Here is a 23,484-nt window from a genome sequence, read left to right as displayed (position 1 = left end):
TCATGCAACTCATTACCCGACTCCTTATTCTGCCCCTGTTCACGCTCATCCTGACCACACAGGCATGCGCCCACACCCAGAGGCAAACGACAGAATTCAAAAAATTCGCTCTCGAGATGGCGAGCAAGCATAACTTCAATGCAGAAAGGGTTGAGCGATTGCTGAACAGCACAACCTTTCGGGATGACATCATCTCCGCAATCACCCGGCCCGCTGAATCCAAGGCATGGCATGAATACCGCCCCATCTTTCTCAAGCCGGACCGGATTGCAGGCGGGGTCAGATTCTGGCAGGAGAATGAGGCCCTGCTGACCTCCGTCAGCGAACGCTATGGCGTACCGGCCGAGATTATCGTCGCCATCATCGGCGTGGAGACCCGTTACGGCAAACACACTGGCCGTTACCGGGTCATCGACGCTCTCACCACACTCGCCTTCGGCTATCCGAAACGGGCGAAATTCTTTCGCCGCGAACTGGAAGAGTTCCTGCTGCTGACCAGGGAAGAGCGAGTCGACCTCGAAAGCGCCATGGGATCCTATGCCGGCGCCATGGGCAAGCCCCAATTCATCTCCAGCAGCTATCGCGAATACGCGGTAGACTACGACGCCGACGGCCGTCGTGACCTGTGGAACAGCAATGCCGATATCATCGCCAGCGTTGCCAGTTATTTCAAAACCCATGGCTGGAAACCCAATCAACCCATTACCCTGCTCACCAATGGCGGAGAGGATCTGCAATCCTTTGTCGAAGCCGGGATGAAGCCCAGCATCCAGGTAGGCAAACTGCTGGCCAAAGGCGTCCGCCCGGTGAACGGCAAATCACCCTCACCCGGGACACTGACCAGCCTGATAAAGCTGGATGCCGGCGAGAAACCTGAGTTTTGGCTGGGGCTGCACAACTTCTATGTCATAACACGCTACAATCACAGCAACCTCTATGCGATGGCCGTCTATCAACTGAGCCAGGAGATCCATGCCGCCAAACAGGCGGCCGATGCAGCCAAGTAGATAATGACAAGCATGAGCACACAATTGCCTGCCAGGGTTTTGACGAAGACCATTGTGGTCGCATTCTGCGGGACGATCTTGATCAGCGCATGCAGCACCAGCAAGGTTGGACGCAGCCCAGCCCGGGATGGCATCAGTCACCGCCACCCCCCTCCCGCCGATATGGCAACCATTCCCGATGCGGTACCCAAGAACGAACCCAAAAGCCGCTATGGCAATCCCGAGAGCTATGAGGTATTCGGCAAGCGCTACTACACAATGGCCCACAGCCGAGGATACAATGCCCGCGGAATCGCTTCCTGGTACGGCAGTAAATTCCACGGCCAGCGCACCAGCAGCGGCGAAACCTACGATATGTATGCCATGACGGCAGCCCACAAGACCTTGCCTCTGCCAAGCTATGTCCGCGTCACCAATTTGAAAAACAACCGCAGCGTGGTGGTCAAGGTCAACGACCGCGGCCCATTTCATGACAATCGCCTGATTGACCTCTCCTATACCGCAGCCTGGAAGCTGGGCATTACCGGTGAGGGAACAGGCCTGGTCGAGGTAGTCAGTCTCGATCCCGGCAGCAAAATAGCGCCGGTCAGGGCTAAACCGGTGAAACTGAGAAAAGGCAACATGCTGCCTGAGCTCTTCCTGCAGGTTGGCGCCTTCGGCAGTTCCGAGAACGCACAACGCCTGAAAAAGAGGCTGGAGGAACATTTACAGGCGAGTGTGCTCATAGAAGACAGCGCGCACCCGGAACGCCCGGTCTATCGGGTGCAGGTGGGGCCGATTGCCAGTGTGGAGCTTGCTGACCATCTGAGTCAAAAACTCGGCAAACTCGGAATTGCCAACCCACATGTTGTCATTCGCTGACCGATAAATAGAATAGCGCATCACTATGCCGATGATATTACCCCTACCCATGCACCAACTGTCACCGACCAGATTCTTAAAAACCGCTCTGTTGTGGCTCTCCTGCCTGATAACGTTTACAACCTATGCCGCCGTCCCAACACCGGCCCCCCCGGATGTCGCCGCCTCAGGTTATCTATTGGTCGATTTTCACAGTGGCAAGGTGCTTGCCGAAAAAGGTGCCGGCAATCGGCTTGAGCCTGCGAGCCTGACCAAGATCATGACGGCCTATGCGGTCTTTCGCGAATTGAAAGAGGGCAATATCAACCTGGAAGACAGTGTACTGATCAGCGAGAAGGCCTGGCGTACACCGGGTTCGCGGATGTTCATCGAGGTCGGCAAAAAGGTCAAAGTCATCGATCTGGTCAAGGGAATGATCATTCAATCGGGTAACGATGCCTGCGTTGCACTGGCCGAGCATATCGCCGGCAGCGAAGCCACCTTTACGGAATTGATGAACAACATCGCCCGGGAACTCGGCATGACGGACACCCATTTCACCAACAGTACCGGGCTGCCCGACGATGACCACTACACCACGCCTGCGGATATCGCCAAGGTGGCGTCGGCCACCATCCGCGATTTCCCTGAATACTACCCCTGGTATAGTGACAAATCTTTTGTATTCAATGATATAACCCAACACAACCGCAACAAGCTACTGTGGCGGGACAATAGTGTCGACGGTATCAAGACAGGCCACACCGAGGCGGCGGGTTACTGCCTGGTGGCATCCGCCCAGCGGGAAAGCATGCGCCTCATCTCGGTGGTGATGGGCACCAAGGGCGAAGAGGCCAGAGCCCAGGCGAGCCAAAGCCTGCTCAATTACGGATTTCGTTTCTATGAAACCCACCAGCTCTACACAGCAGGAGAGGTGCTCAACCGGGCGCGCATCTGGAAGGGGGATAAAGAGAAACTGCCTCTCGGCCTCAGTCAGGACCTGAACGTGACCATTCCGCGTCACCAGTATCAAAATCTTGATGCCCGCATGGAGATCGAACCGAAAATCATGGCCCCTGTCAAACAGGGAGAGGTACTCGGTCATGTCAGTATCAGCCTGAATGGGGAGCCGGTCACTGAAGCCCCCCTGGTAGCGCTCAAAAGTATTGCTGACGGTAATATCTGGCAGCTGATCAAAGACAGCGCACTGTTGTGGCTGGAGTGAAAGCCAAATCATCATGAGCCAGGATGAAGAGACACTGCTGGAATTTCCCTGCGACTTTCCGATCAAGGTGATGGGCAAGGCGGAGCCAGGATTCGAGGCAATGATTGTGGAACTGGTGAGCCGTCATACGGAAGCGCTCCTGGAAACCTCGGTCAACAGCCGGCTCAGTAAAGGGGGGAAATGGGTCTCTGTCACCATCACCCTGCGTGCGGAGAGCAAGGCCCAGCTCGATGCCATCTACCTCGATCTCAGTGCCCACGAAAAAGTGGTCATGGCGTTGTAGTGCCCACCGCACCAATCAATAATCCGTCAACACACTCGGAAGCGGTTGAAGTGTCCTCTCGTCTCCTGGTCCGGCAGCTCGGACTGCAGTCCTACCAAACTACCTGGCAGGCCATGCAGGACTACACCAATGCGCGCGATGCCTCGAGTCCGGATCAACTCTGGTTAGTCGAACATCCACCTGTGTTCACCCTGGGACAGGCCGGCAAGACAGAACATCTCCTCGATCCCGGCGATATCCCTGTGATCAAGACAGACCGGGGCGGCCAGGTTACCTATCACGGTCCCGGACAGCTTATCGCCTATCTTTTACTGGATCTGCGACGCGCCCGCATAGGCGTTCGCACCCTGGTCGACCACCTGGAAGGGGCGGTGATATCACTCCTGGCCGAGTATGGCATCGCGGCAGCTGCACGCCGCGACGCCCCCGGTGTCTATATCGCTGAGAGCAAGGTCGCCTCGCTGGGCCTGCGGGTAAGGCGGGGTTGCAGCTTTCACGGACTCAGCTTGAATGTGGATATGGATCTCGCTCCATTCACCCGCATCGATCCCTGCGGTTACCCCGGACTCAAGGTAACCCAGCTGGCCGATCAACGGATAGATGCCGACCTGGCTACACTCGGCCGGAAATTGCCCCACCACCTGGCGCAAACTTTAGGCTACACTCTGACCTTCATCGATACCGAAGTAGATCCATGAGCCTCGACAAAGACATCCTGCCGCCATCCCGCACCACACCGGAAAGCCACCAACGGGGCAAGTCCAAGCTGGCGCGCATCCCGGTCAAGGTTGAACCGCAGGAAACCCTCCCGCGCAAACCCAAGTGGATCCGTGCCAAGGCACCGCTCGGCAAGGAGGTCGGCCGCATTCGCCGCATCCTGCGTGAAAGAGGATTGAGTTCAGTCTGTGAAGAGGCCGCCTGCCCGAACCTCGGCGAATGCTTCCACCACGGCACGGCAACGTTCATGATCATGGGGGACATCTGTACCCGCCGCTGCCCCTTCTGCGACGTCGCCCACGGTAAGCCCAAACCCCTCGATCCACATGAACCGGTACAACTCGCAGAGGCGATTGCCGCGATGAAACTCAACTATGTGGTCATTACCTCGGTCGACCGTGACGACCTGCGTGATGGCGGCGGAAATCATTTTGCGCAATGCATATCGGCAGTGCGCCTACGACGACCCAAGACCAGGATCGAGATCCTGGTACCTGACTTTCGTGGTCGCATCGAACCGGCGCTCGAGGCATTGTCAGCTCATCCGCCCGACGTCTTCAACCACAATCTCGAGACGGTACCACGACTCTACAGACAGGCCCGCCCCGGGGCGGACTATCAGGGTTCACTCAATCTGCTACAGCGTTTCAGGCAGGGTCAGCCGGATCTACCCACCAAGTCAGGGCTAATGTTGGGTTTGGGGGAAGCGCGGGATGAGGTACTCGAAGTCATGCAGGCACTGCGCCAACACGGTTGTGAGATGCTCACCCTGGGTCAATACCTGCAACCAAGCAAAGACCATCTGCCTGTCGACCGGTTTGTCACCCCGAAAGAATTCGAGGAATTGGGTGGGATTGCGCAGGAGATGGGCTTTACCAGTGTTGCCAGCGGCCCCATGGTGCGCTCCTCCTATCATGCGGATCTGCAGGCGAATCCCCTACTCCAGGGGTAGCTGTCAGGTTCGATAATCAACCAGAGCCTGACGCATTGGGAACCGGTTGCGCCAGGTGGGAATCATAACGCTCCATCAGATAGCAGAGACAATCCTGTCGAATGACGCTGAGGTCCTTGGTCAACATGGAGGGCATCACTGAGCGGTGCAGACAGAGCTGCCCCTCCTCAATGGTGAAATAGTCGCCAGCCACCGCCTCACCCTGTTCATCCCTGACATCCAAGGCATCGAGGCCTACGCCATTTATCCAGCCGAACAGCGTTCCCGCAGGCAGTTCACGAAAATTGAAATGATCGATATCGGGAGCCAGAACGATATCACTCTCCCCCGGTGAAAAACCAAAGCTGGTAAGCGGGGATATTTTGACCTGAGCCACGGTATGAAACAGATCGATATCGAGGTGACTCACAGCGTGCTGAGGATGTTCCGCCAGATGCAGGCAGGCTTCGAGGTAATCCCTTGCATGCTCGACACCGTGGGCACTGCCGACCTTGCCGCACTCCAGCGTCACAGAGGGGCAGAGATCGGCGAAGGCCATCGACTGCACTCCCTTTGGCCGTAAAAAGTAGACCACAGTGCGGGAAAACAGCAGTGCCAAATGAAAAAAACGGGTATCCAATCGATTGATACAGGCGTAATGGGGATTCAGGCCGGTATTATTGTGCACATCAACACTGGCAAACGGCTTGCGTTTACGCATGCGTTCGACAACCTGCTCCATAACCCTATGTTCAGGCGTCTCAGCCACTTCACTGCCGTACCAGATTCTGTTGTAGTCGGGCTGCCCGGGCAGCAGGCGCAACCCCTGGGCCGCTGCGTCCACATTGCCGATGAACAGACTCAACGCCCGCGGCAAATCCTGCCCTCCCTGATAACGGGCCAGCAGGGTCCGTATAGCCTCCCAGCCGACTGTTTCATTACCGTGCATCAGCACAGAGACGAATAACGGTTGCGCTCTTCTACCGGGCAGATGAATCAGGGTTGGACCGCTGAGGTGAGCGGCGAGCTGATTTGCCTCCAGGGCCAATAGATTTTCTGGTAGATAATCGATTTCCTGCAGCATACTCATAGTTTACCTGAATCGATGAGACTGGCCCGGGTTTCGCACATCGAGGCCGCCACTCGGCCTGATAAGGCTAATCCAGCGACCACTCATGTACCGGTTTGCCGCTCTCCTGCTGTTCGAGATAGGCCTCCATCAAGGCTTGAAAATCCATACCATGACGCGACACCCACTGGCGCTGCCAAGTGGCGCCATTGGTGCCACGAACGACCCGTTGCTGAATAATGCCCAACCAGTGATCAACAGAGGCGGTTTCAATACCGAGGCTCGTCAATCCCTCTCTTGCCACCCCCAGCAATTGTTCCCTGATCAACTCTTCGGCACGGCATGTTTTCCAGTTGAACCAGAAGAGCTCCGCCTGAAGACCTTCCCGTGCCGCATTGTAGAAGTTGCTTCGCGTACGGATGAATCCCATGTCGTTTTCCGGCGATTCGTAGCGATTCGCCAGGCCGCTCACAAGACCGAAATAGAAGGCGGCGTTGGCAATGCAGTCGCTTACGCTCGGCCCCGCGGGTACCACGCGATGCTCAATCCGCAAATGGGGACTGCCACTGTCATCAAAACCGATCAACGGGCGATTCCATCGCCAGATGGTACCGTTATGCAGCCGCAGGTGGGCAAGCTTCTCTGCCGGCTCATCCATCAACAACGGCAGCAGTACAGGATAGCGTTGCAGATTGGCGAGAAAATTCTCCATCATCGACTCATACACATAGCGGATGCCGAAACTGACTCTTTTGCTCAAATCGGATGCCCCCACTGCGATGGATTGTTCAAACAGAGGTATTCGGGTTTCATCCCACAAATCGTGGCCGAACAGATAGGGGGAGTTGGCGCTCACGGCCACCATCGGCGCTGAGGCTATTTTCGAAAGGTTGTAGAGTTTCGCCGCGCTCTTTTCATCCACCTGAAAATGGATCTGAAACGACGTTGCCGCCGACTCAAGCATCACATCATCATGTTGCAGATCCAGGGTCTCTCTACCCTCAATATGTATCAGCAAGGGTCTGTCGTGTCGCAGCTTGAATACCTGTTCATTAAGGGCCTGGTAACGATTCAGGGGGGACATGTTATGCAGCGTGAGCGCCTGTTGCTGAAGACTGGGCATAATACCGATCATGCCCATCCTGGCCCCCAGGGGTTGCGCCAAACGGTTGCACTTGTCCCAGACCCGCTGCAACTCATCGGCCATCCTTTCAAACACATCTCCCTGCAGCAGCCTGGCTGTGCTGTTTATCTCGACGTTGAAGGTCGCCAGTTCAGGGACCACCAATGGTTCATCCAGCTTTTCCAACAAGGGTTGATTGAGTGGCGCCGGCCCCGCCCTCCGGTCGAGCAGACAGGCCTCGAGTTCAAATCCCCCGACGGCGCCTTCCGAGGCGAATACACCCGCATCGAACCACTCGGCCAGCAGTTCGGTCTCGCGCTTGAGACGGCGCTGAAACTCGGCGAAATCGTGCGCAGAGAATTCACTCGATTCTATTTCCTGTCCCATGGTTTCTCCATTGACCCAAAACGCCAGTGTTGTACAACGACCGTTTGCATGCCATCGATGGGGGTGAGGCTAATGCGTTCGGCCCCTGTTGTCATCGACATCACGATTCACTGATGGCGTCAGGCCTGTCCTGCATGATCAATTGCTCCAACCGAGATAGCCTTTGAGGTGTACCGATGTCCATCCACAGGCCGCTGAAGCACTCACCCGATACTCGTCCCCTGTCCATGGCGACTCTCAGTAGCGGCCCCAGCGGGAATGCTTCAGGCCTGCAGGATGCAAACAGTCGCGGATGATAGACGCCAATCCCACTGAAGGTCAGGCGCCTCTCACTGCCTTGACTTACCCGACCCTCTTTCAGCTGAAAATCCCCCTGCCGGTGGTGGTCGGGATTGGGTACCAACACCAGATGCGCCATATCTGTCTGTTTCAGGTTCAAGCATGAATAATCGAAATCACACCATATATCGCCATTCAACACTAAAAAAGATCCCTCTCCCAACAGGGGAAGCGCATGATAGATCCCCCCTCCAGTCTCCAATGCCACGGATTCCGGAGAATAACGTATCTCTACCCCCCAGGCAGCGCCGTCCCCGAGTTCAGCTTCGATCATCTCTCCCAAGTGGGCATGATTGATGATCAGCTCGCTAAAACCAGCCTCGGCAAGCCTTTCGATATGGTGAACGATCAGGGGCTTGCCGGCGATCGGCAGGAGTGGTTTGGGCAGCTTGTCGGTCAGGGGCCGCATACGTTCGCCTCGACCAGCGGCCAATATCATGGCTTTCATGCTAATTTCAGTGGCTAGTTAGCTTGCTAACAATGTAACCGGTTCTGGTTAAATGCGCATCCCCGCGTGGCGGGTACAGGTGTCTGCGATCCAAGTGCGACCCCACGACTAAAAATTTATTCTTTAAAAAATAGTAGATCAGCAGGGTAGATAAATGGGGTATTGAAACCAGCGAATGGCTCTAGTTTGCTTTATTTTACAAGCCACACGTTGCAGCAAAGGCGTGATCACAAGACAAGAGGGGGTTTATCGATATTAGACGCAGATTGACAAAGTGATAGCGTAATATGCACCAATCGACCCATGGATGCCGACAATCACTAACCCTTCATCGCCTCGAAGAACTCGTCGTTGGTCTTGCTGACCTTCAATTTGTCGTAGAGAAATTCCATGGCCGCAAGTTCATCCATGGGATGGAGTATCTTTCTCAGAATCCACATCTTCTGCAATTCGTCCGGCTTCATCAGCAGCTCCTCGCGACGTGTGCCGGATCGGTTGATATTGATGGCGGGAAAGATACGTTTCTCGGCAATACGCCGGTCCAGGTGGACCTCCATATTGCCTGTTCCCTTGAATTCTTCGTAGATCACGTCATCCATCCGGGATCCGGTATCCACCAGGGCGGTGGCAAGGATCGTCAGGGAGCCCCCCTCCTCCACATTACGGGCGGCGCCAAAGAAACGCTTCGGCCGGTGCAGCGCATTGGCGTCGACACCGCCGGTCAGCACCTTGCCGGACGAAGGTACGACTGTATTGTAGGCCCGTGCAAGCCGCGTAATCGAATCCAGCAGGATAACCACGTCATGTTTATGCTCTACCAGCCGTTTGGCCTTTTCGATAACCATTTCAGCGACCTGCACATGCCTCGTGGCGGGTTCGTCGAAGGTACTTGATATCACCTCGCCCCTCACGGAACGGGCCATTTCGGTGACCTCTTCCGGGCGTTCGTCGATGAGTAGCACCATGACATAGCATTCGGGATGATTATGGGTGATCGACTGGGCGATGTTCTGCAACATCATGGTCTTACCCGCCTTCGGCGGCGATACGATCAGACCACGCTGTCCTTTACCGATCGGTGCGCAGAGATCGATGGTACGCGCGGTGATATCCTCTGTACTGCCGTTGCCTATCTCCAGGTGGAACCGCTGGTTGGCAAACAGGGGTGTGAAGTTCTCGAACAGAATCTTGCTTTTGGCATTCTCCGGTTTGTCGTAGTTGATCTCATCGACCTTGAGCAGCGCGAAGTAACGCTCACCATCCTTCGGCGGGCGGATCTTGCCGGAAATGGTATCGCCGGTGCGCAGACTGAAGCGCCGGATCTGACTTGGTGAGACGTAAATATCGTCAGGTCCCGCAAGATAGGAGCTGTCTGCCGATCGAAGAAAACCAAACCCATCCTGCAGAATCTCCAATACCCCGTCGCCAAAAATACTTTCGCCTTTCTTTGCATGGGCTTTGAGAATCGCAAATATCAGATCCTGTTTACGGGTCCGTGCCATTCCCTCGATTTTCATCTCGGTAGCGAGGTTAGCCAGATCGGATACCGGCTTTTTCTTAAGTTCAGTCAGATTCATAATTTTTCAGGCGTTGTTCTATTCTGGAAAATCCGTTGGAAGGGAGATTGGCCACACAGGGCAGTTTGAGGTTATTGGTTGATTCGCTAATCAGGCGCTGCCGGACGAAACGAGGTGGTCTACAGAGAACTCTGTTTAGCAGACAGCGACGGCACGTCCGGCGCCTGAGATTTTTTAAAGGTTACTATCGATAAATGCCACGAGCTGCGATTTAGAGACAGCGCCCACTTTCGTTGCCTCAACTTCACCATCTTTAAACAGCATCAACGTGGGAATTCCACGAATGCCGTAGCGGGGTGGCGTGTTGGGATTTTCGTCAATATTCAATTTGACCACTTTTAGTTTGCCATCATACTCATCGGCAATATCATCCAGCACCGGCGCAATCATCTTGCACGGACCGCACCATTCCGCCCAGTAGTCGATCAGCACCGGCTGCGTCGACTGAAGCACTTCTGATTCAAACGAATCATCTGTAACATGAACAATCTGTTCACTCATAGATTGAGGATCTCCAACTGAATGATCGGGGATTGCTGAGCGGAGTCATCCCGCTTAATTAATTCTCGCTATGAATCCAGAACGGCACCGTGAGACAAGCTTTATAGACAAATCGAGGGGGGGCATCTGGATAGGACTGATTATTCAATCCCAAAATTGATCATATTTCAAGGCCTAATTATAAAAAAACAGCGGCCATTCCACTCTATTCGCATTTTTACGCTTCAAGTGCACTCTTCCAGCAACGACTCAACCTGGCACAGGCGAGCAATGGAGACCATGGATTCCGGTACACCGGTGAAAACAATCCTGGCATTTCGCTCGGCTGCCTGTGCCATCCATTCCAGCACCAGTGCCAATCCTGCGCTGTCGGCATTATCGACCTGGGAGAGGTCGACCTCCAACTCCTCGACCGCGGAGAAGAGTTGTTTGGAGTGCAGCAATAGCTCTTTGACGCTGGAAAAAGTCATCTCACCCTGGACATGAAACCGGAATGCTCCATCCCGTTCAACTTTAGTGATAGTCATAGGTTAAAGTTCATCCTTGATCGCGTTTTCTTCCGCCTTGCTGAACAGAAATTGACCAATAATCTCCTCCAACACCAATGCGGACTGGGTCATCATCAATTCACTGCCGCCCTGCAGGCTCTCAAGACTACCCCCGGGATCGAGCCCGACATATTGCTCACCCAGCAGTCCGGAGGTATAGATCTTGGCGATACTGTCATCCGGAATCTGACTGTACGCCGGATCGATGGACATGGTGACCACCGCCTCGAAATTCTCCTGGTCATAACTGATGCCGACCACCCGGCCGATACGCACCCCCGCCATGGAGACAGGGGATCTCACCTTGAGCCCGCCGATATTGTCGAACCTGGCCTTCACTTCATAACCTTCGCCGGCGGTTATGCTGGCCAGATTGCTGACCTGCATGGCGAGAAAGAACAGCGCTATCAGTCCAGCCGCCATGAAGGCGCCAACGGTAATCTCCAATCCTCTTGTATTCATGACTAATCTCCGAACATCAGTGCCGTCAGGACGAAATCCAGCACCAGCACCGCCAATGCGGAATGGACCACGGTACGGGTGGTCGACTGACTGACACCGGCAGAAGTGGGGATGGTGTCATATCCCTGGAACAGGGCGATCCAGGTGCAGACAAAACCGAACACCAGACTTTTGATCACCCCGTTTATTATATCCTCGTTCCAGTCTATCTTCGCCTGCATCTGGCTCCAGAAGGCACCCTCGTCAACCCCCAGCAGCCCGACACTGACAAAGTAGCCGCCGATGATACCCACGGCGCTGAACAGGGCAGCCAGCAACGGCATCGAGATGAATCCGGCGTAGAACCGTGGTGATAGGATACGCCGAATGGGATCGACCGCCATCATCTCCAGGCCGGAGAGCTGCTCGGTGGCCTTCATCAGGCCGATCTCCGCGGTGAGGGCGGAACCGGCGCGTCCGGCAAACAGCAGGGCGGTGACCACGGGACCGAGTTCCCGCACCAGGGAAGCGGCGACCATCACCCCGAGACTGTCCTCAGCGGCGAATTGGGACAGCACATAATAGCCCTGCAGACCGAGCACCATGCCGACAAACAGGCCTGAGACAACGATGATGGTGGTGGTCCGCACGCCGATACTGTGGATCTGGGCGATCAGCAATCCCAGGCGGGGCAGCAGACTGGTGATGCCCGCCAGAATCTGAATCAGCAACAGATGCCCGCGTCCGAGACGTTCCATCGCCGCCAGTCCCAGACGGCCGAAGCGGGCCAAGGCATCGAGCACTATTTCGCCCCCCGCATACTCAATAGGTCCTCACTCAAGGTGGGTGCCTTATAGTGAAAATGCACCGGACCGTCGGGCAACCCGCCCATGAACTGCTTGACCGCCGGCGATTGGGACACCCCGAGCGCCTGCGGCGTGCCGGACTCGATCACCTTGCCCCCGGACAAGACATAGATCATATCGGATATGCCGGCGGTCTCCTCCACATCGTGAGAGACCAGGACGCTGGTGAGCCGCGCCGCATCGTTGAGGCGCCGCACCAGCTGCGCCAGCACCCCCATGGAGATCGGGTCCTGGCCGGTAAAGGGCTCGTCGTACATCACCATCATCGGATCGAGGGCGATGGCCCGGGCGAGGGCCACCCGGCGCGCCATGCCGCCGGAGAGTTCGGACGGCATCAATTCACGGGCACCTCTCAGACCGACCGCCTCAAGCTTCATCAGCACCAGTCGCCGGATCATCGACTCCGGCAGGTCGGTATGCTCACGCAGCGGATAGGCGACATTGTCGTAGACATTCAGGTCGGTCAGCAGGGCGCCGCTCTGAAACAGCATCCCCATGCGCATGCGCAGCCGATAGAGCTCCCTGCGGGAGAGCTTGTGCACATTCTGACCATCCACTTCGATCGTCCCCCGGCTGGGACGCAACTGCCCCCCGATCAGTTTCAACAGGGTAGTCTTGCCGGTGCCGCTGGGCCCCATGATGGCGGTCACCTTACCCTGGGGGATATCGATGTCCACACCGTTGAAGATGACCCTGTCGCCATGGGAGAAGTGGAGGTTGCGGATTTTGACCAGTGGTTCGTTGCTGTTCACGGTAGTATTTTAAATGGAGGTCCCTGTCGATGGTTAAAGTCGGGGCATTGTGGCTGTGGGATAGGGGGGGCGTCAAGCTTGAGCTCTTCCGATCCAAAGGGTAACAAAGTTACCAAACATACTAAGCAGGTGGGTGAAACTGAATACTATTCACAAATGAGAAGGCATAACGGATAAATACACGAGTGGGAATCAGTCCGTCACTTTCATATTGTAGCAAGTACCGTAATTCTGGAGAGATTACTCTCACCACCAAACTAACCCACTAAATTAATTAGATTAGTTATAATCAGTTGTTGATGAACCACTGATTGATTCAGCGGTATTTCAAAGTATAAGCCTAATCCTGCTCTCAGCAATATTTGACATTTCCTACATCCCAGCTGGTTAGATGCACCTTTTTCGGTCGCTACAACACCAATTGAAATATATGCCCTGACAATGCATGGGATGGTATTTATCAGTACATAAAAAATGAAATACCCCGCTGCAAGCAGTCGGGGTATCTAATGGATTTACTCGAACATCGTAGATGTTCATTACAACAAATATCTTGGTCGCAACAAGCTGTGGGGAATTACACCCATACCAATTAAAAACTATAATCTCTCCGAGTAGTATTGTCATTCTCCGTTGTTACTAAAACCTTCAGTGGACCCACTGCGTCATCTGGAATCGTAAATGAGAATATATTTTTTCCTAACTCAGGATCTTCTCTTTGAGCATTGAAATCATCATTTGGTACAGTATAAGAATCATCTATATTGCCTTCTGTGAGTTCTGCAGTAACGCTTGTACCAGCAGGCATGATCTGCCCAGTTACTTGACCTACTATTTCGAATACTACCGTGTTACCTGGGCCCACCGTGCCGGCAATCAGTGTAATTGAGGCAAAACTCTCAGACATGATCATGAAGACGTCGTCACGGACAGTGATGTTCTTCTCACTACTGCACACAGGTGATGTGATGGGTGTAACACCGAAACAGACCCCAGGGTCTTCACCCCCAGCCACTGCAGTTTCAGCTCTCGTCACAGCATCTGTATCACAGCAGAGAGCACCATTGTAATTGGGATCTGCATTGGCGCCGTCATATATGCCATTGTTATTAAAATCCACAAACTCTTCTAGGGATGCATGCTTTGCACGATCTTCATTATCATCCCTGAATGCTTCCGGAATAGTGGAGAAAGCAGTGTCTCCACTATCAAGAACACCGTTTCCATTGGCATCGATAAAGCTCTCTTCACCCAACATGCTGGCGAGAATTGTAATCCTTCCCATACCACCTGGCAGGAAATCAACTTCTGGCCGCGGATTTGAACTCGTCCAGGTGACGCTACAGCTACCATCGACAATCTGACATTGAGATTGGATCTGCCCACCTTCGGTTGTGAAGTAGACCGAGGCACCATCCGGTACCGGATTGTTGAAGTGGTCAGCGGCGTGGACTGTTAGTTCTACCTCTACACCATCTCTTCGCCAAGATTCAGGGTTAAACGTCTCGGTGCTCAGGGAAATACTGTTCTGATCAGAAACTCCTGTGGAGATAACTAAACCATCCGACTGGGTGGAGATAAGCGGATTAGCATCAAGTGAAGCTGTGACGCGAACCGCTGTGGGGATAGTGCCAGATTTAACGTCCGTTCCTACCAATCCGTTGACATCACTGACTGCGGTCTCCGCGCCTACCGGAATGTTCGCACCGCCTACATCGGTGCTCAAAGAGAAATTGACCCGTTGTTGAGGAACAGGATTACCGTTCTGATCCAGTACTCTGAATGAGACACGGGAGACCTCGGTCAAACCAACGCCTCTAAGCCCGATGAGAGGGGGCACCGCAGAGACAAACTCCATCGATCCGATCTCGGCGGGCTGCACATTGATAGTACCAGTCGCCGTAGTAGTATCGCTATTGACGGTAACTGTAGCCCGTACGGTGTCAGCCCCGGAACAGCCCTGAGCAACATAGGTGGCTGTCACCACACCACCGTTCGCTTCTACCGGTGTGCTTATAGTCGCTAACCCGGTCGAGAAACAGTCCGTGTTGAAGGATACACTCGCAGCTTCCTGATAAAGATTGCCCGCGGAATCAGCGAGGGTTGCCGTTACCGTTGTCTGACCGCCTGCCGCGAGTGATGTCACCGCGATATCCAAGGTACCCGCATTGAAAGAACTCCCAGAACCGCTACCGATAAAGATATCAGCCCCGCCGGTACCGGCATCGTCAATCGTCTCACCATCAGCCGTATCACCTGTTGTAGATGAATCCCAAGGCACATCGGGGTCGCCGCCGATAATCAATCCACCAGCAGGCGCTCGACCACCTTGCCCTCGATCAGATGGGATTGCAGGATCTCGTCCAGGTCTTCGTGATCGACAAAGGTATACCAGACCGCCTCGGGGTAGACCACCAGTACAGGCCCCTTGTCGCAGCGATCCAGACAGCCTGCGGTATTGACCCTGACACCGTCCGGCCCCGCAAGTCCCAGGGCCTTGACCCGACCTTTCATGTAGTCGCGCATCGACTTTGCCCCATGCTGGGCACAACAGGGACGGCCATCGGTACGCTGATTGACACAAAAGAAAAGATGGTGGCGATAGTAGGACATGGATCAAATAAGTCTTTAAGGCACACGGGCGATGATACAACGACGATTAACCGTTATGATAGGGCCTGTTTCATCAATTCCGGCCCCGCGCAATCTAACCGTGACCCCTGATCAGCTGCTGACCGAAGCGGACCGCTGTGTAAAGTGCGGCCTCTGCCTCCCCGAATGCCCGACCTATCAGCTGCTTGCCAACGAGGCTGACTCACCCCGTGGCCGCGTCAGCCTGATGCAGGCCCTGGCTGAGGGTGAGCTCGATCTCGATACGGCCGTCGAGACCCACCTCGACCGTTGCCTGGGGTGTCGCCGTTGTGAAACCGCCTGTCCGTCCGGGGTCAGATACGGTCAACTGCTGGATGCCAGCCGCAGCCTCATCACCAAACGCAAGCATGGCAGGCCATTCATGCGATGGCTCTTTACTCAGTTGTCAGAGCCGAAACGACTGGCACGCATCAGTCGCCTTTACCGTTCAATGAAACAGATGGGGGTGACACGATTGATTACCGCCTTGCTGCCCGACAGATACAGACGTCTGCCCGAATTGGGCGGACAACTCACTGGCGCGGCCGTCATCCAGGCCGGACTCTATCCCGCCGATCTGCCCAAGGGAAGACTGGTCCAGCTTTTCACCGGCTGTGTTTCCACCCAGGTGGAGCAGTCCCTCCTCGAATGCGCTATGGCGCTACTGCGCCGGCTCGGCTATGCGGTCGAAATACCGCAGACACAGTGTTGCTGCGGCGCCATACATCGGCACAACGGATTTGAAGAGCGTGCGGAGCGATACTGCGCGGCCAACCGGCAACAAACCGCAAGGAGCCATGCCCAAGCCCTGGTTACCCTGGCCAGCGCGTGTCAGCTTGAATTACAGGCGCAGCAGGCCAGTAAAATCCCTGTAGTCAGCCTGATGGATCTCCTGCTTTCCCTGCCGGATACGGAGATACCCACTCTGAAACCCTATGCGGGTAGAGTGGCGGTGCATACCCCATGCAGCAGTCATGATGACGGCGGAATGAGGCTGCTGCAGAGAATCCCCCAGGCTGAGATTTTACCTTTGGCAGACAATAGCGTCTGCTGCGGTGCGGCAGGGAGCTATATATTTACCCAACCTTCGCTCTCAACCGCATTGGGCAAGGCGAAAATCGAAAAATTACAAGACTGCCAAATCGATATCCTCGTCACCAGCAACACAGGTTGCGCAATGCAGTTGCGCAAGCTCATCGCTGATGCCGGGCTGCATGTCCAGGTCATGCACCCTATCGAGCTTATCTATCGACAATGGCCCGGCTGATGCGCTAAAAAGGATTACTGACTGCGGTTGTATCCCATTGAAGAAAAAAGTTATGGTTTCAATATGAAAGAGCGAAGATTCAATTCCGCCGACCACTTCATGATCGGCATCGACAGCGCCCTCCGCACCCTGTTCGGACGGCCTCAGGTGACCGAGCGCGCCAATCCGGCCGAGACCATCAATGAAGCCGAGATGAGCCAACAGGAACGGGATCTGGCTGCACGCCTGATGAGGATCAACCATACCGGCGAGGTTTGCGCCCAGGCCCTCTATCAGGGACAGGCATTGACAGCGAAACTGCCGCAGATCCGCGACACCATGGAACGTGCGGCACAAGAGGAGAATGACCACCTGGCCTGGTGCGAAACCCGCCTCAACGAATTGGATAATAGAAAGAGTCTGCTCAACCCATTCTGGTATGCCGGTTCATTCATGATCGGCGCAGCCGCAGGACTGGCCGGTGACAAATGGAGTCTTGGCTTCGTGGCGGAGACCGAACATCAGGTTGAGGCCCATTTGAATGACCATATGCAACGTATTCCGGCACAGGATCAGAAGAGCCTTGCCATACTTGAGCAGATGAAAGAGGACGAGATCCACCATGCGACGGTGGCACTCGAGGCTGGCGGGGCGAATCTGCCCGCACCCATCAAAGCTGCGATGAAAGTGACATCGAAATTGATGACTAAGTCGGTGTTCTACCTCTGAGGCCGGTGGTGTTTTCTAACCCGCCTTGGGTACAACCTCGGTGACCTCGCTGTCCACGACCTGATGCCGATCAACCAAACTGACTTGTACTGCCAATGTCAGACCAAAGCCGATCATGACCAACACCACGACTACGGCGAAGAAGTCCGGTTTACGATGTTGATGATGTCTGTTCATTTACCTTACAAGCTTATTCAATGACTTAATTAAGATTATTCGTGTAGTTTTCCAGCTTAACTTAGACCCTGTTCACGTTACTGTTCAATATTCAGCCATTTTATCCTTTTACTTACTAAACACTGATCAGTATCAAACCAATCTGTCGGACAGCACTACTTGGCATCCTTATCCTGACTCTCCGTAGCACCCATTTCAGTGAGCAGGGCGGACACCTTTTCATGCTTACCCCTGTTCGACAGACCAAGGGCCGTATTGCCTGCCTGATCGGAGGTGTTCACATCGACACCACGTTGCAACAACAAACGCACGATTTCGATATGTCCAAATGCCGACGCCTCCATGATCGGGGTAATCCCTCTGCTATCCGCCAGGTTGGGATCCGCACCCGCGGCCAGGAGCGCCTTGACGCTCTTCAGGTTGCCGTTGAAGGCCGCGATATGCAGGGGTGTCCTGCCGGAAGGATTGGTGCCGTTGGCATCGACACCCTGCGCCAGGAGATCATTAATGCGAACGACATCCCCCAACATGGCGGCTGAAACCAGCGCCTGGGATTGTTGTGTTGATTCCGCCGACCAGCAGACGGCGCTGAACAACAGCAGCAGCAGGACTGTCAAACTTACATTTCTCACTCGCTGACACTCTAAATTAGGTAACTTAACCCCAATATCGGCACCGGCATTTAATTCTTAACCCATTGCACTCAATCCATCCCCTCAGTAACCTTGCAGTATATGAAGTCGTAAACATGCCAGAACAGAGTCAACACGTATATATGGAAAAGGAATCACAGCACCAGATTGACGTTCAAGTCGAAACCCGTTACGTGGAATCGCAATCAATCCCCAATGAAGACCGCTTTGTCTTCTCCTATACCATAACCATACGAAACGACGGTCAATCGAGTGCGCGCCTGTTGAACCGACATTGGATCATCACTGACGCCAACGGCAAGGTGCAGGAGGTCCGAGGTGAGGGCGTCGTGGGCGAACAGCCCCAACTCAATCCCGGCGAAACCTTCCGCTACACCAGCGGTACCGTTCTCGACACGCCGGTAGGCAGTATGCAGGGGAGCTATGACATGATCGATGGCCAGGGCAACCATTTCGACGCCCTGATACCACCCTTCTCCCTCGCCCGTCCGGGCAGTCTCCATTAAGAAACAACAACCGACTGATCTGTAATCGAACCACATAGTATAGGTAATCATGGCTCTGCAAGCTCAAAGTGAACTGCTTTGGTTAGGTGGCGGTGTTGCCTCGCTGCTCATTCTCAGCGGCCTCGACCCGGTCGCTGACCGCTATACCTGGTTTCTGGAAACCCTGCCCGTCATGATCGGACTGCCACTCCTCTATTACACCCGGCAAGACTTTCCCTTGACCATCCTGGTCTACCGTCTGCTTGCGCTGCATGCCGTCATACTGATTATCGGCGGATACTACACCTATGCCGAGGTACCCCTATTCAACTGGCTCAGAGACAGCTATGAACTGTCGCGCAATCACTACGACCGGATTGGGCACTTTTTTCAGGGATTCGTACCCGCCATGCTGGCGCGGGAGATATTGTTGCGACGCTCACCCTTGAAACCGGGTCGTTGGTTGTTTTTTCTCTGTGTCTGTTTCTGTCTCGCTTTCAGTGCTTTCTATGAGCTGATCGAGTGGTGGGTGGCGCTGCTGAGTGAACAGGCAGCAGAGGCATTTCTGGGCACCCAGGGCGATCCATGGGACACCCAAACGGACATGTTTCTGGCCCTTATCGGCGCTATCTGCGCCCAGCTCCTGCTGGTAAAGATTCACGACAGGCAACTGTTTCGACTCGGGGCGATCTGATGTCAATCTATGCCATTGGTGACATTCAGGGATGTTATGACGAGCTGCAGCGACTGCTTGAGAAAATCCGATTCGACCCGTCTAAGGACAAGCTCTGGTTTGCTGGAGATCTGGTCAATCGCGGCCCCAAATCATTGCAAGTGCTTCGCTTCGTGAAGTCACTGGGCGATCAGGCAATCACCGTACTGGGGAATCATGACCTGCATCTGCTGGCACTCTCCCAAGGCAATCGCAGCCACTATAAATACGGTAACCTTAAGGATATTCTTGAAGCGCATGACCGGCAGGAGTTGATCGATTGGCTGCGTCACAGGCCCATGATGGCCCACCATAAAAAAAAGGGATACAGCATGGTGCACGCCGGGTTACCGCCACAATGGGATTTAACCACCGCCATGAAATGCGCCCGGGAACTGGAAAATGTCCTGCGCGGCCCGAAGTTCGGAAAATTCTGCCGGGTCATGTACGGCAATCAACCGGACCTCTGGTCGGAGAACCTCGATGGTATGGATCGACTCCGTTTCATCACCAACTGTTTCACCCGTTTGCGCTATTGCAGCCGGGACGGTCGTATCTCATTAAATGAGAAAGGTGCCCCTGAAGCGCAGAACAACGGCGCGATTCCCTGGTTCGAGGCCGCAGGACGCCTGACGAAAAATGACCGCATCATTTTCGGCCATTGGTCTACCTTGGGTTACCGCCAGAGCGCCAACATCTGTTGTCTGGATAGCGGCTGCTTTTGGGGAGGTGAGCTCACAGCGCTGCGCCTGCGTAAAAACAAACCGGCAAAACCCTATCAGATCTCCTGCCCGATCAAACGTTGACGCGATTCAATACTATAAAGGTATAGGCAAACTGATTACGCTCATCCGCGGGATGGGAATCACGACTGACCTCTTGCCATTCACTCCAGTCTATTTCAGGAAAAAAGGCGTCTCCCGCCACATCAGTCTCGACCCATGTCAAATAGAGGCGGTTCGCACGCGGCAGCATCTGCCGATACAGACCACCGCCTCCGACAATCATGACTTCCGGTACCTCACCGGCGACTTGCAGCGCCTCATCCACTGAATGAACAAGCTCACAATCTACTGCCCGATAATCCCGATTACCGGTGACGACGATATGGCGTCGACCGGGAAGGAGACCGGGAAGAGACTCCCAGGTACGGCGCCCCATGATGATGGGCTTGCCCATGGTCAGCGACTTGAAATGCTGGAGATCAGCGGGCAGTCGCCAGGGTAAACCGTTATCCACCCCGATCACACCATTATTGGCCACTGCTGCGATAAGGGAAATCAACGGCTTCATTCAACCTGCCCTGCCAACACTGCTACCCCTGGTGTGGCGCAGTGGGATTGCAATCCGGCAGGCTATTTGCTCAAGAGGACTCACTATACCGCCACGGGTGCCTTGATATGGGGGTGGGGATCGTAGTCAACCAGCTCGAAATCCTCGAAACGGAAATCGAAAATCGACTTCACCGCCGGGTTTATTTTCATTTTCGGCAGTTTCCGGGATTCACGGCTGAGCTGGAGATCGACTTGTTCAAAATGATTGCTGTAGAGATGGGCATCACCGAAGGTATGCACAAACTCACCCGGCTGCAACCCGGTCACCTGGGCCACCATCATGGTCAGCAGTGCATAGGAAGCGATATTGAACGGCACACCTAAAAAGATATCGGCACTGCGCTGATAGAGTTGGCAGGAGAGCCTGCCCTCGGCCACATAGAACTGAAAGAGGCAGTGGCAGGGTGGCAGGGCCATATGTTCAACTTGTGCGGGATTCCAGGCTGAGACAACCAGCCGTCTCGAGTCGGGGTTTTTTCTTATCTGCCCGATCAGTTGACTGATCTGATCGATACGCCCCCCGTCCGGTGCCGGCCAGGAACGCCATTGATAGCCGTATACAGGGCCCAGATCACCATTTTCATCCGCCCACTCATCCCAGATGGTTACGCCGTTCTCCTGCAGATAGCGAATATTGGTGTCACCTTGTAAAAACCACAACAGCTCATGAATGATGGAACGTAGATGGAGGCGTTTGGTGGTCAATAGCGGGAATCCGTCATCCAGATTGAAGCGCATCTGATAACCGAATACGCTCCGGGTTCCCGTACCCGTCCTATCCTCTTTGTCGACACCGTGATCGCGTACATGGCGCATCAGATCGTGATACTGTTTCATGCTGACGCTTCCCGGTGAGTTACAAAAACAAATCTCATCTCAATATCCTGCTGGAAAAAAGCTAGCCATGGCTGTTCTTCGGCCGGTAGGCCAGGTAGAACAACAAGGCGCCAAACACCATCATCGGCAGCGTCAGAAGCTGCCCCATGGTCAACCAGTCAAATGCGACATATCCGATGTGCTGGTCGGGCATGCGAACGAATTCGACCATAAAACGAAATATCCCATAACAGAGCAAAAACAGCCCGGAAACCACCATTCTCGGCCTTGCCCTGGCCGAGAAGATCCACAGGATCAGGAATAGCACCAACCCCTCCAGTAAGGCTTCATACAGTTGACTGGGGTGGACAGGGAGCGAGTACTCCGCATCCAAAGGCAATCCTAGCCGCGTACAGAGTCCATCCGCCACACCACAGGGAACACGCATTCCCCAGGGCAGGTCAGTGACGCCGCCCCACAGCTCCGCATTGATGAAATTACCGATCCGGCCGGCCCCCAAACCGATGGTGACCAAAGGCGCGATGAAGTCGGTCGCCTCAAAAAACGTGCGGCCATGCTTATGGGCAAAGTACCACATTGCCAGCAACACACCCAACAGGCCACCATGAAATGACATCCCGCCGCTCCATACCTTTACCAGGATCATGGGATCCGCCAGAAATCCGCTGAGGTTGTAGAAAAGGATATACCCTATACGCCCCCCCAGAACCACACCTAGCACGATATAAAAGACCATATCGTCGACCTGATCGGCGTCCCATATCATACCCGGCCTTCCCACCCGGCGACGACCCAGCCACCAGCCTCCGAGAAAGCCGATGACATACATCATTCCATACCAGTGGATACTCACCGGTCCCAGGGTTATCAGGGTGGAATCGATAACTGGATATGTGACCATGGGGGTGCATGGTATCACAGGAATGGCGTTCGCCAATGTGCCGGGAAATCGTAAATCCTCAATTTCGTGGCACATATAACGTGCTAGGATACTGCGAATTTGGTCACATTTTCCCGATGTACTGGAATTAATTTCGCAAGCGTCATGACGGACTTCTACAAAGTGTCAAGTTTTTGAACGCTGCGCCGCTACCACGTACAGGTGATGCAAACCCACATCGGCATCTTAACGGGAAGGACCATGAGCTACGTACACGCACAAAAATTTGAAACATACATACCGCGGGAAATGGATACTTTAGGCTCTCGACTACGCAGGAAAAGACGGGAAAGAGGTTGGACCCAAGAGGAGCTGGCGCTCCGTGCCGGAACCAATCAGGCCGTGATACAGAAGATCGAGAATGGCAAGAGCCTTCGTCCCAGAAAGATCGATGAGATCGCACAGGTTCTGGACGTCAATCCCGCATGGCTGATGTTCGGTGAATCCTCTACCACAGTGATGGACGACGAGGCGGTTGAAGTTGCCAAGGCATGGCACAATCTACCCGAGCCTATTCGCAGCCGCATCAGGCGAAATATCTTCGAACAGGTTCTGCTCCACTCCAACAAGAAGTAGCTCAACTTCGAACCGGGATGCACCCGCGCATCCCGGTTGACAATCCCCCCATCAACCGAGTTACCAACAAGCATACGACCAGTTCTGCTCAGACTCACCCTTTTCCTTCT

At 54.5% G+C, this 23,484-nt stretch carries 28 protein-coding genes; 12 read left to right on the top strand and 16 right to left on the bottom strand.

The window, feature by feature from the left end; all coding sequences use genetic code 11:
* The first annotated feature begins 2 nt into the window (after positions 1 to 2).
* From mltB to lipA, 6 genes are all read left to right on the top strand, one after another.
* On the top strand, positions 3 to 1,007 hold the full coding sequence (mltB, locus tag CODIS_RS08660) for a lytic murein transglycosylase B (protein ID WP_069123994.1): 1,005 nt from the start codon (positions 3 to 5) through the stop codon (positions 1,005 to 1,007).
* A gap of 12 nt (positions 1,008 to 1,019) precedes the next feature.
* Entirely contained in the window at positions 1,020 to 1,868 is an 849-nt protein-coding gene (locus CODIS_RS08655) for a septal ring lytic transglycosylase RlpA family protein (RefSeq protein ID WP_154723061.1), read from the top strand.
* 49 nt (positions 1,869 to 1,917) lie between these two features.
* Complete coding sequence (locus CODIS_RS08650; RefSeq protein WP_069123991.1) at positions 1,918 to 3,072, top strand: D-alanyl-D-alanine carboxypeptidase family protein; 1,155 nt, start codon at positions 1,918 to 1,920, stop codon at positions 3,070 to 3,072.
* Between the two features lie 13 nt (positions 3,073 to 3,085).
* A complete protein-coding gene (locus CODIS_RS08645) occupies positions 3,086 to 3,355 on the top strand; it encodes a YbeD family protein (protein WP_069123989.1) in 270 nt (89 codons plus the stop codon).
* Positions 3,356 to 3,468: 113 nt separating this feature from the next.
* Positions 3,469 to 4,053 carry a lipoyl(octanoyl) transferase LipB gene (gene lipB / locus CODIS_RS08640; protein WP_069124172.1) on the top strand — a complete coding sequence of 195 codons (585 nt, stop codon included), beginning with the start codon at positions 3,469 to 3,471 and terminating at the stop codon, positions 4,051 to 4,053.
* Positions 4,050 to 5,024 carry a lipoyl synthase gene (lipA, locus tag CODIS_RS08635; RefSeq protein ID WP_069123986.1) on the top strand — a complete coding sequence of 325 codons (975 nt, stop codon included), beginning with the start codon at positions 4,050 to 4,052 and terminating at the stop codon, positions 5,022 to 5,024. The genes lipB and lipA overlap by 4 nt, the downstream gene beginning before the upstream one ends.
* A gap of 16 nt (positions 5,025 to 5,040) precedes the next feature.
* Here lipA and CODIS_RS08630 read toward each other — a convergent pair whose 3' ends face one another.
* The 11 genes from CODIS_RS08630 to CODIS_RS08580 all read right to left on the bottom strand — a co-directional run bounded on the left by CODIS_RS08630 (position 5,041) and on the right by CODIS_RS08580 (position 15,667).
* On the bottom strand, positions 5,041 to 6,087 hold the full coding sequence (locus CODIS_RS08630; RefSeq protein ID WP_069124168.1) for a M14 family metallopeptidase: 1,047 nt from the start codon (positions 6,085 to 6,087) through the stop codon (positions 5,041 to 5,043).
* A gap of 73 nt (positions 6,088 to 6,160) precedes the next feature.
* Complete coding sequence (locus CODIS_RS08625) at positions 6,161 to 7,582, bottom strand: glutamate-cysteine ligase family protein (RefSeq protein WP_069123983.1); 1,422 nt, start codon at positions 7,580 to 7,582, stop codon at positions 6,161 to 6,163.
* 100 nt (positions 7,583 to 7,682) lie between these two features.
* A complete protein-coding gene (murU, locus tag CODIS_RS08620; RefSeq protein WP_069123981.1) occupies positions 7,683 to 8,369 on the bottom strand; it encodes an N-acetylmuramate alpha-1-phosphate uridylyltransferase MurU in 687 nt (228 codons plus the stop codon).
* A 320-nt stretch (positions 8,370 to 8,689) separates the two neighbouring features.
* Positions 8,690 to 9,946: a transcription termination factor Rho gene (gene rho, locus CODIS_RS08615; RefSeq protein ID WP_069123978.1), complete on the bottom strand. Its 1,257-nt coding sequence runs from the start codon at positions 9,944 to 9,946 to the stop codon at positions 8,690 to 8,692.
* A 174-nt stretch (positions 9,947 to 10,120) separates the two neighbouring features.
* On the bottom strand, positions 10,121 to 10,447 hold the full coding sequence (trxA, locus tag CODIS_RS08610) for a thioredoxin TrxA (protein ID WP_069123976.1): 327 nt from the start codon (positions 10,445 to 10,447) through the stop codon (positions 10,121 to 10,123).
* Positions 10,448 to 10,671: 224 nt separating this feature from the next.
* Positions 10,672 to 10,974, bottom strand: a complete 303-nt coding sequence (locus tag CODIS_RS08605; RefSeq protein ID WP_069123972.1) for an STAS domain-containing protein — start codon at positions 10,972 to 10,974, stop codon at positions 10,672 to 10,674.
* Positions 10,975 to 10,977: 3 nt separating this feature from the next.
* A complete protein-coding gene (mlaD, locus tag CODIS_RS08600; RefSeq protein WP_069123967.1) occupies positions 10,978 to 11,457 on the bottom strand; it encodes an outer membrane lipid asymmetry maintenance protein MlaD in 480 nt (159 codons plus the stop codon).
* Between the two features lie 2 nt (positions 11,458 to 11,459).
* Entirely contained in the window at positions 11,460 to 12,239 is a 780-nt protein-coding gene (gene mlaE, locus CODIS_RS08595; protein WP_069123964.1) for a lipid asymmetry maintenance ABC transporter permease subunit MlaE, read from the bottom strand.
* On the bottom strand, positions 12,239 to 13,054 hold the full coding sequence (locus CODIS_RS08590; protein WP_069123956.1) for an ABC transporter ATP-binding protein: 816 nt from the start codon (positions 13,052 to 13,054) through the stop codon (positions 12,239 to 12,241). Before CODIS_RS08590 ends, mlaE begins: the two co-directional genes overlap by 1 nt.
* A gap of 592 nt (positions 13,055 to 13,646) precedes the next feature.
* Positions 13,647 to 15,359: an Ig-like domain-containing protein gene (locus tag CODIS_RS08585; RefSeq protein ID WP_069123953.1), complete on the bottom strand. Its 1,713-nt coding sequence runs from the start codon at positions 15,357 to 15,359 to the stop codon at positions 13,647 to 13,649.
* The gene (locus CODIS_RS08580; RefSeq protein ID WP_069123946.1) at positions 15,356 to 15,667 is read right to left on the bottom strand and encodes a (2Fe-2S) ferredoxin domain-containing protein; all 312 of its coding nucleotides are present in this window, start codon (positions 15,665 to 15,667) and stop codon (positions 15,356 to 15,358) included. The genes CODIS_RS08585 and CODIS_RS08580 overlap by 4 nt, the downstream gene beginning before the upstream one ends.
* 100 nt (positions 15,668 to 15,767) lie before the next feature.
* Between CODIS_RS08580 and CODIS_RS08575 the strand changes: the two genes are divergently transcribed.
* Together CODIS_RS08575 and coq7 are read left to right on the top strand one after the other, a co-directional pair.
* Positions 15,768 to 16,952: a (Fe-S)-binding protein gene (locus tag CODIS_RS08575; RefSeq protein ID WP_069123944.1), complete on the top strand. Its 1,185-nt coding sequence runs from the start codon at positions 15,768 to 15,770 to the stop codon at positions 16,950 to 16,952.
* A 63-nt stretch (positions 16,953 to 17,015) separates the two neighbouring features.
* A complete protein-coding gene (gene coq7 / locus CODIS_RS08570; RefSeq protein ID WP_069124166.1) occupies positions 17,016 to 17,660 on the top strand; it encodes a 2-polyprenyl-3-methyl-6-methoxy-1,4-benzoquinone monooxygenase in 645 nt (214 codons plus the stop codon).
* Between the two features lie 15 nt (positions 17,661 to 17,675).
* On the opposite strand, the gene CODIS_RS20935 is transcribed toward coq7, so the two are convergent.
* A complete protein-coding gene (locus CODIS_RS20935) occupies positions 17,676 to 17,837 on the bottom strand; it encodes a hypothetical protein (protein WP_154723060.1) in 162 nt (53 codons plus the stop codon).
* A 155-nt stretch (positions 17,838 to 17,992) separates the two neighbouring features.
* Positions 17,993 to 18,469: an ankyrin repeat domain-containing protein gene (locus tag CODIS_RS08565; protein ID WP_069123942.1), complete on the bottom strand. Its 477-nt coding sequence runs from the start codon at positions 18,467 to 18,469 to the stop codon at positions 17,993 to 17,995.
* A gap of 143 nt (positions 18,470 to 18,612) precedes the next feature.
* Here CODIS_RS08565 and apaG point away from each other — a divergent pair, with 143 nt between their 5' ends.
* Genes apaG through CODIS_RS08550 form a run of 3 tightly spaced genes read left to right on the top strand, consistent with a single transcriptional unit; the run spans position 18,613 to position 20,493 of the window.
* Complete coding sequence (gene apaG, locus CODIS_RS08560; RefSeq protein ID WP_069123938.1) at positions 18,613 to 18,996, top strand: Co2+/Mg2+ efflux protein ApaG; 384 nt, start codon at positions 18,613 to 18,615, stop codon at positions 18,994 to 18,996.
* Positions 18,997 to 19,045: 49 nt separating this feature from the next.
* Positions 19,046 to 19,669 (top strand): DUF2238 domain-containing protein, encoded by a 624-nt coding sequence (locus tag CODIS_RS08555; RefSeq protein WP_069123936.1) that lies wholly within the window; start codon positions 19,046 to 19,048, stop codon positions 19,667 to 19,669.
* Complete coding sequence (locus CODIS_RS08550; protein ID WP_069123932.1) at positions 19,669 to 20,493, top strand: symmetrical bis(5'-nucleosyl)-tetraphosphatase; 825 nt, start codon at positions 19,669 to 19,671, stop codon at positions 20,491 to 20,493. The genes CODIS_RS08555 and CODIS_RS08550 overlap by 1 nt, the downstream gene beginning before the upstream one ends.
* On the opposite strand, the gene folA is transcribed toward CODIS_RS08550, so the two are convergent.
* The 3 genes from folA to lgt all read right to left on the bottom strand — a co-directional run bounded on the left by folA (position 20,483) and on the right by lgt (position 22,759).
* Positions 20,483 to 20,980: a type 3 dihydrofolate reductase gene (folA, locus tag CODIS_RS08545; RefSeq protein WP_069123929.1), complete on the bottom strand. Its 498-nt coding sequence runs from the start codon at positions 20,978 to 20,980 to the stop codon at positions 20,483 to 20,485. The genes CODIS_RS08550 and folA overlap by 11 nt on opposite strands.
* A gap of 83 nt (positions 20,981 to 21,063) precedes the next feature.
* Positions 21,064 to 21,858: a thymidylate synthase gene (locus CODIS_RS08540; protein ID WP_069123926.1), complete on the bottom strand. Its 795-nt coding sequence runs from the start codon at positions 21,856 to 21,858 to the stop codon at positions 21,064 to 21,066.
* Between the two features lie 61 nt (positions 21,859 to 21,919).
* Complete coding sequence (lgt, locus tag CODIS_RS08535) at positions 21,920 to 22,759, bottom strand: prolipoprotein diacylglyceryl transferase (RefSeq protein WP_069124163.1); 840 nt, start codon at positions 22,757 to 22,759, stop codon at positions 21,920 to 21,922.
* A 240-nt stretch (positions 22,760 to 22,999) separates the two neighbouring features.
* On the opposite strand from lgt, the gene CODIS_RS08530 reads away from it, so the two are divergent.
* A complete protein-coding gene (locus tag CODIS_RS08530) occupies positions 23,000 to 23,374 on the top strand; it encodes a helix-turn-helix domain-containing protein (protein ID WP_235615164.1) in 375 nt (124 codons plus the stop codon).
* Positions 23,375 to 23,484: the final 110 nt, after the last annotated feature.

The sequence above is a fragment of the Candidatus Thiodiazotropha endolucinida genome (assembly GCF_001715975.1).
Classification (GTDB): Bacteria; Pseudomonadota; Gammaproteobacteria; order Chromatiales; family Chromatiaceae; genus Thiodiazotropha; species Thiodiazotropha endolucinida.
The sequence above is the reverse complement of the archived record's forward strand: the minus strand, read 5'-3'. Positions and strand labels throughout refer to the sequence as shown.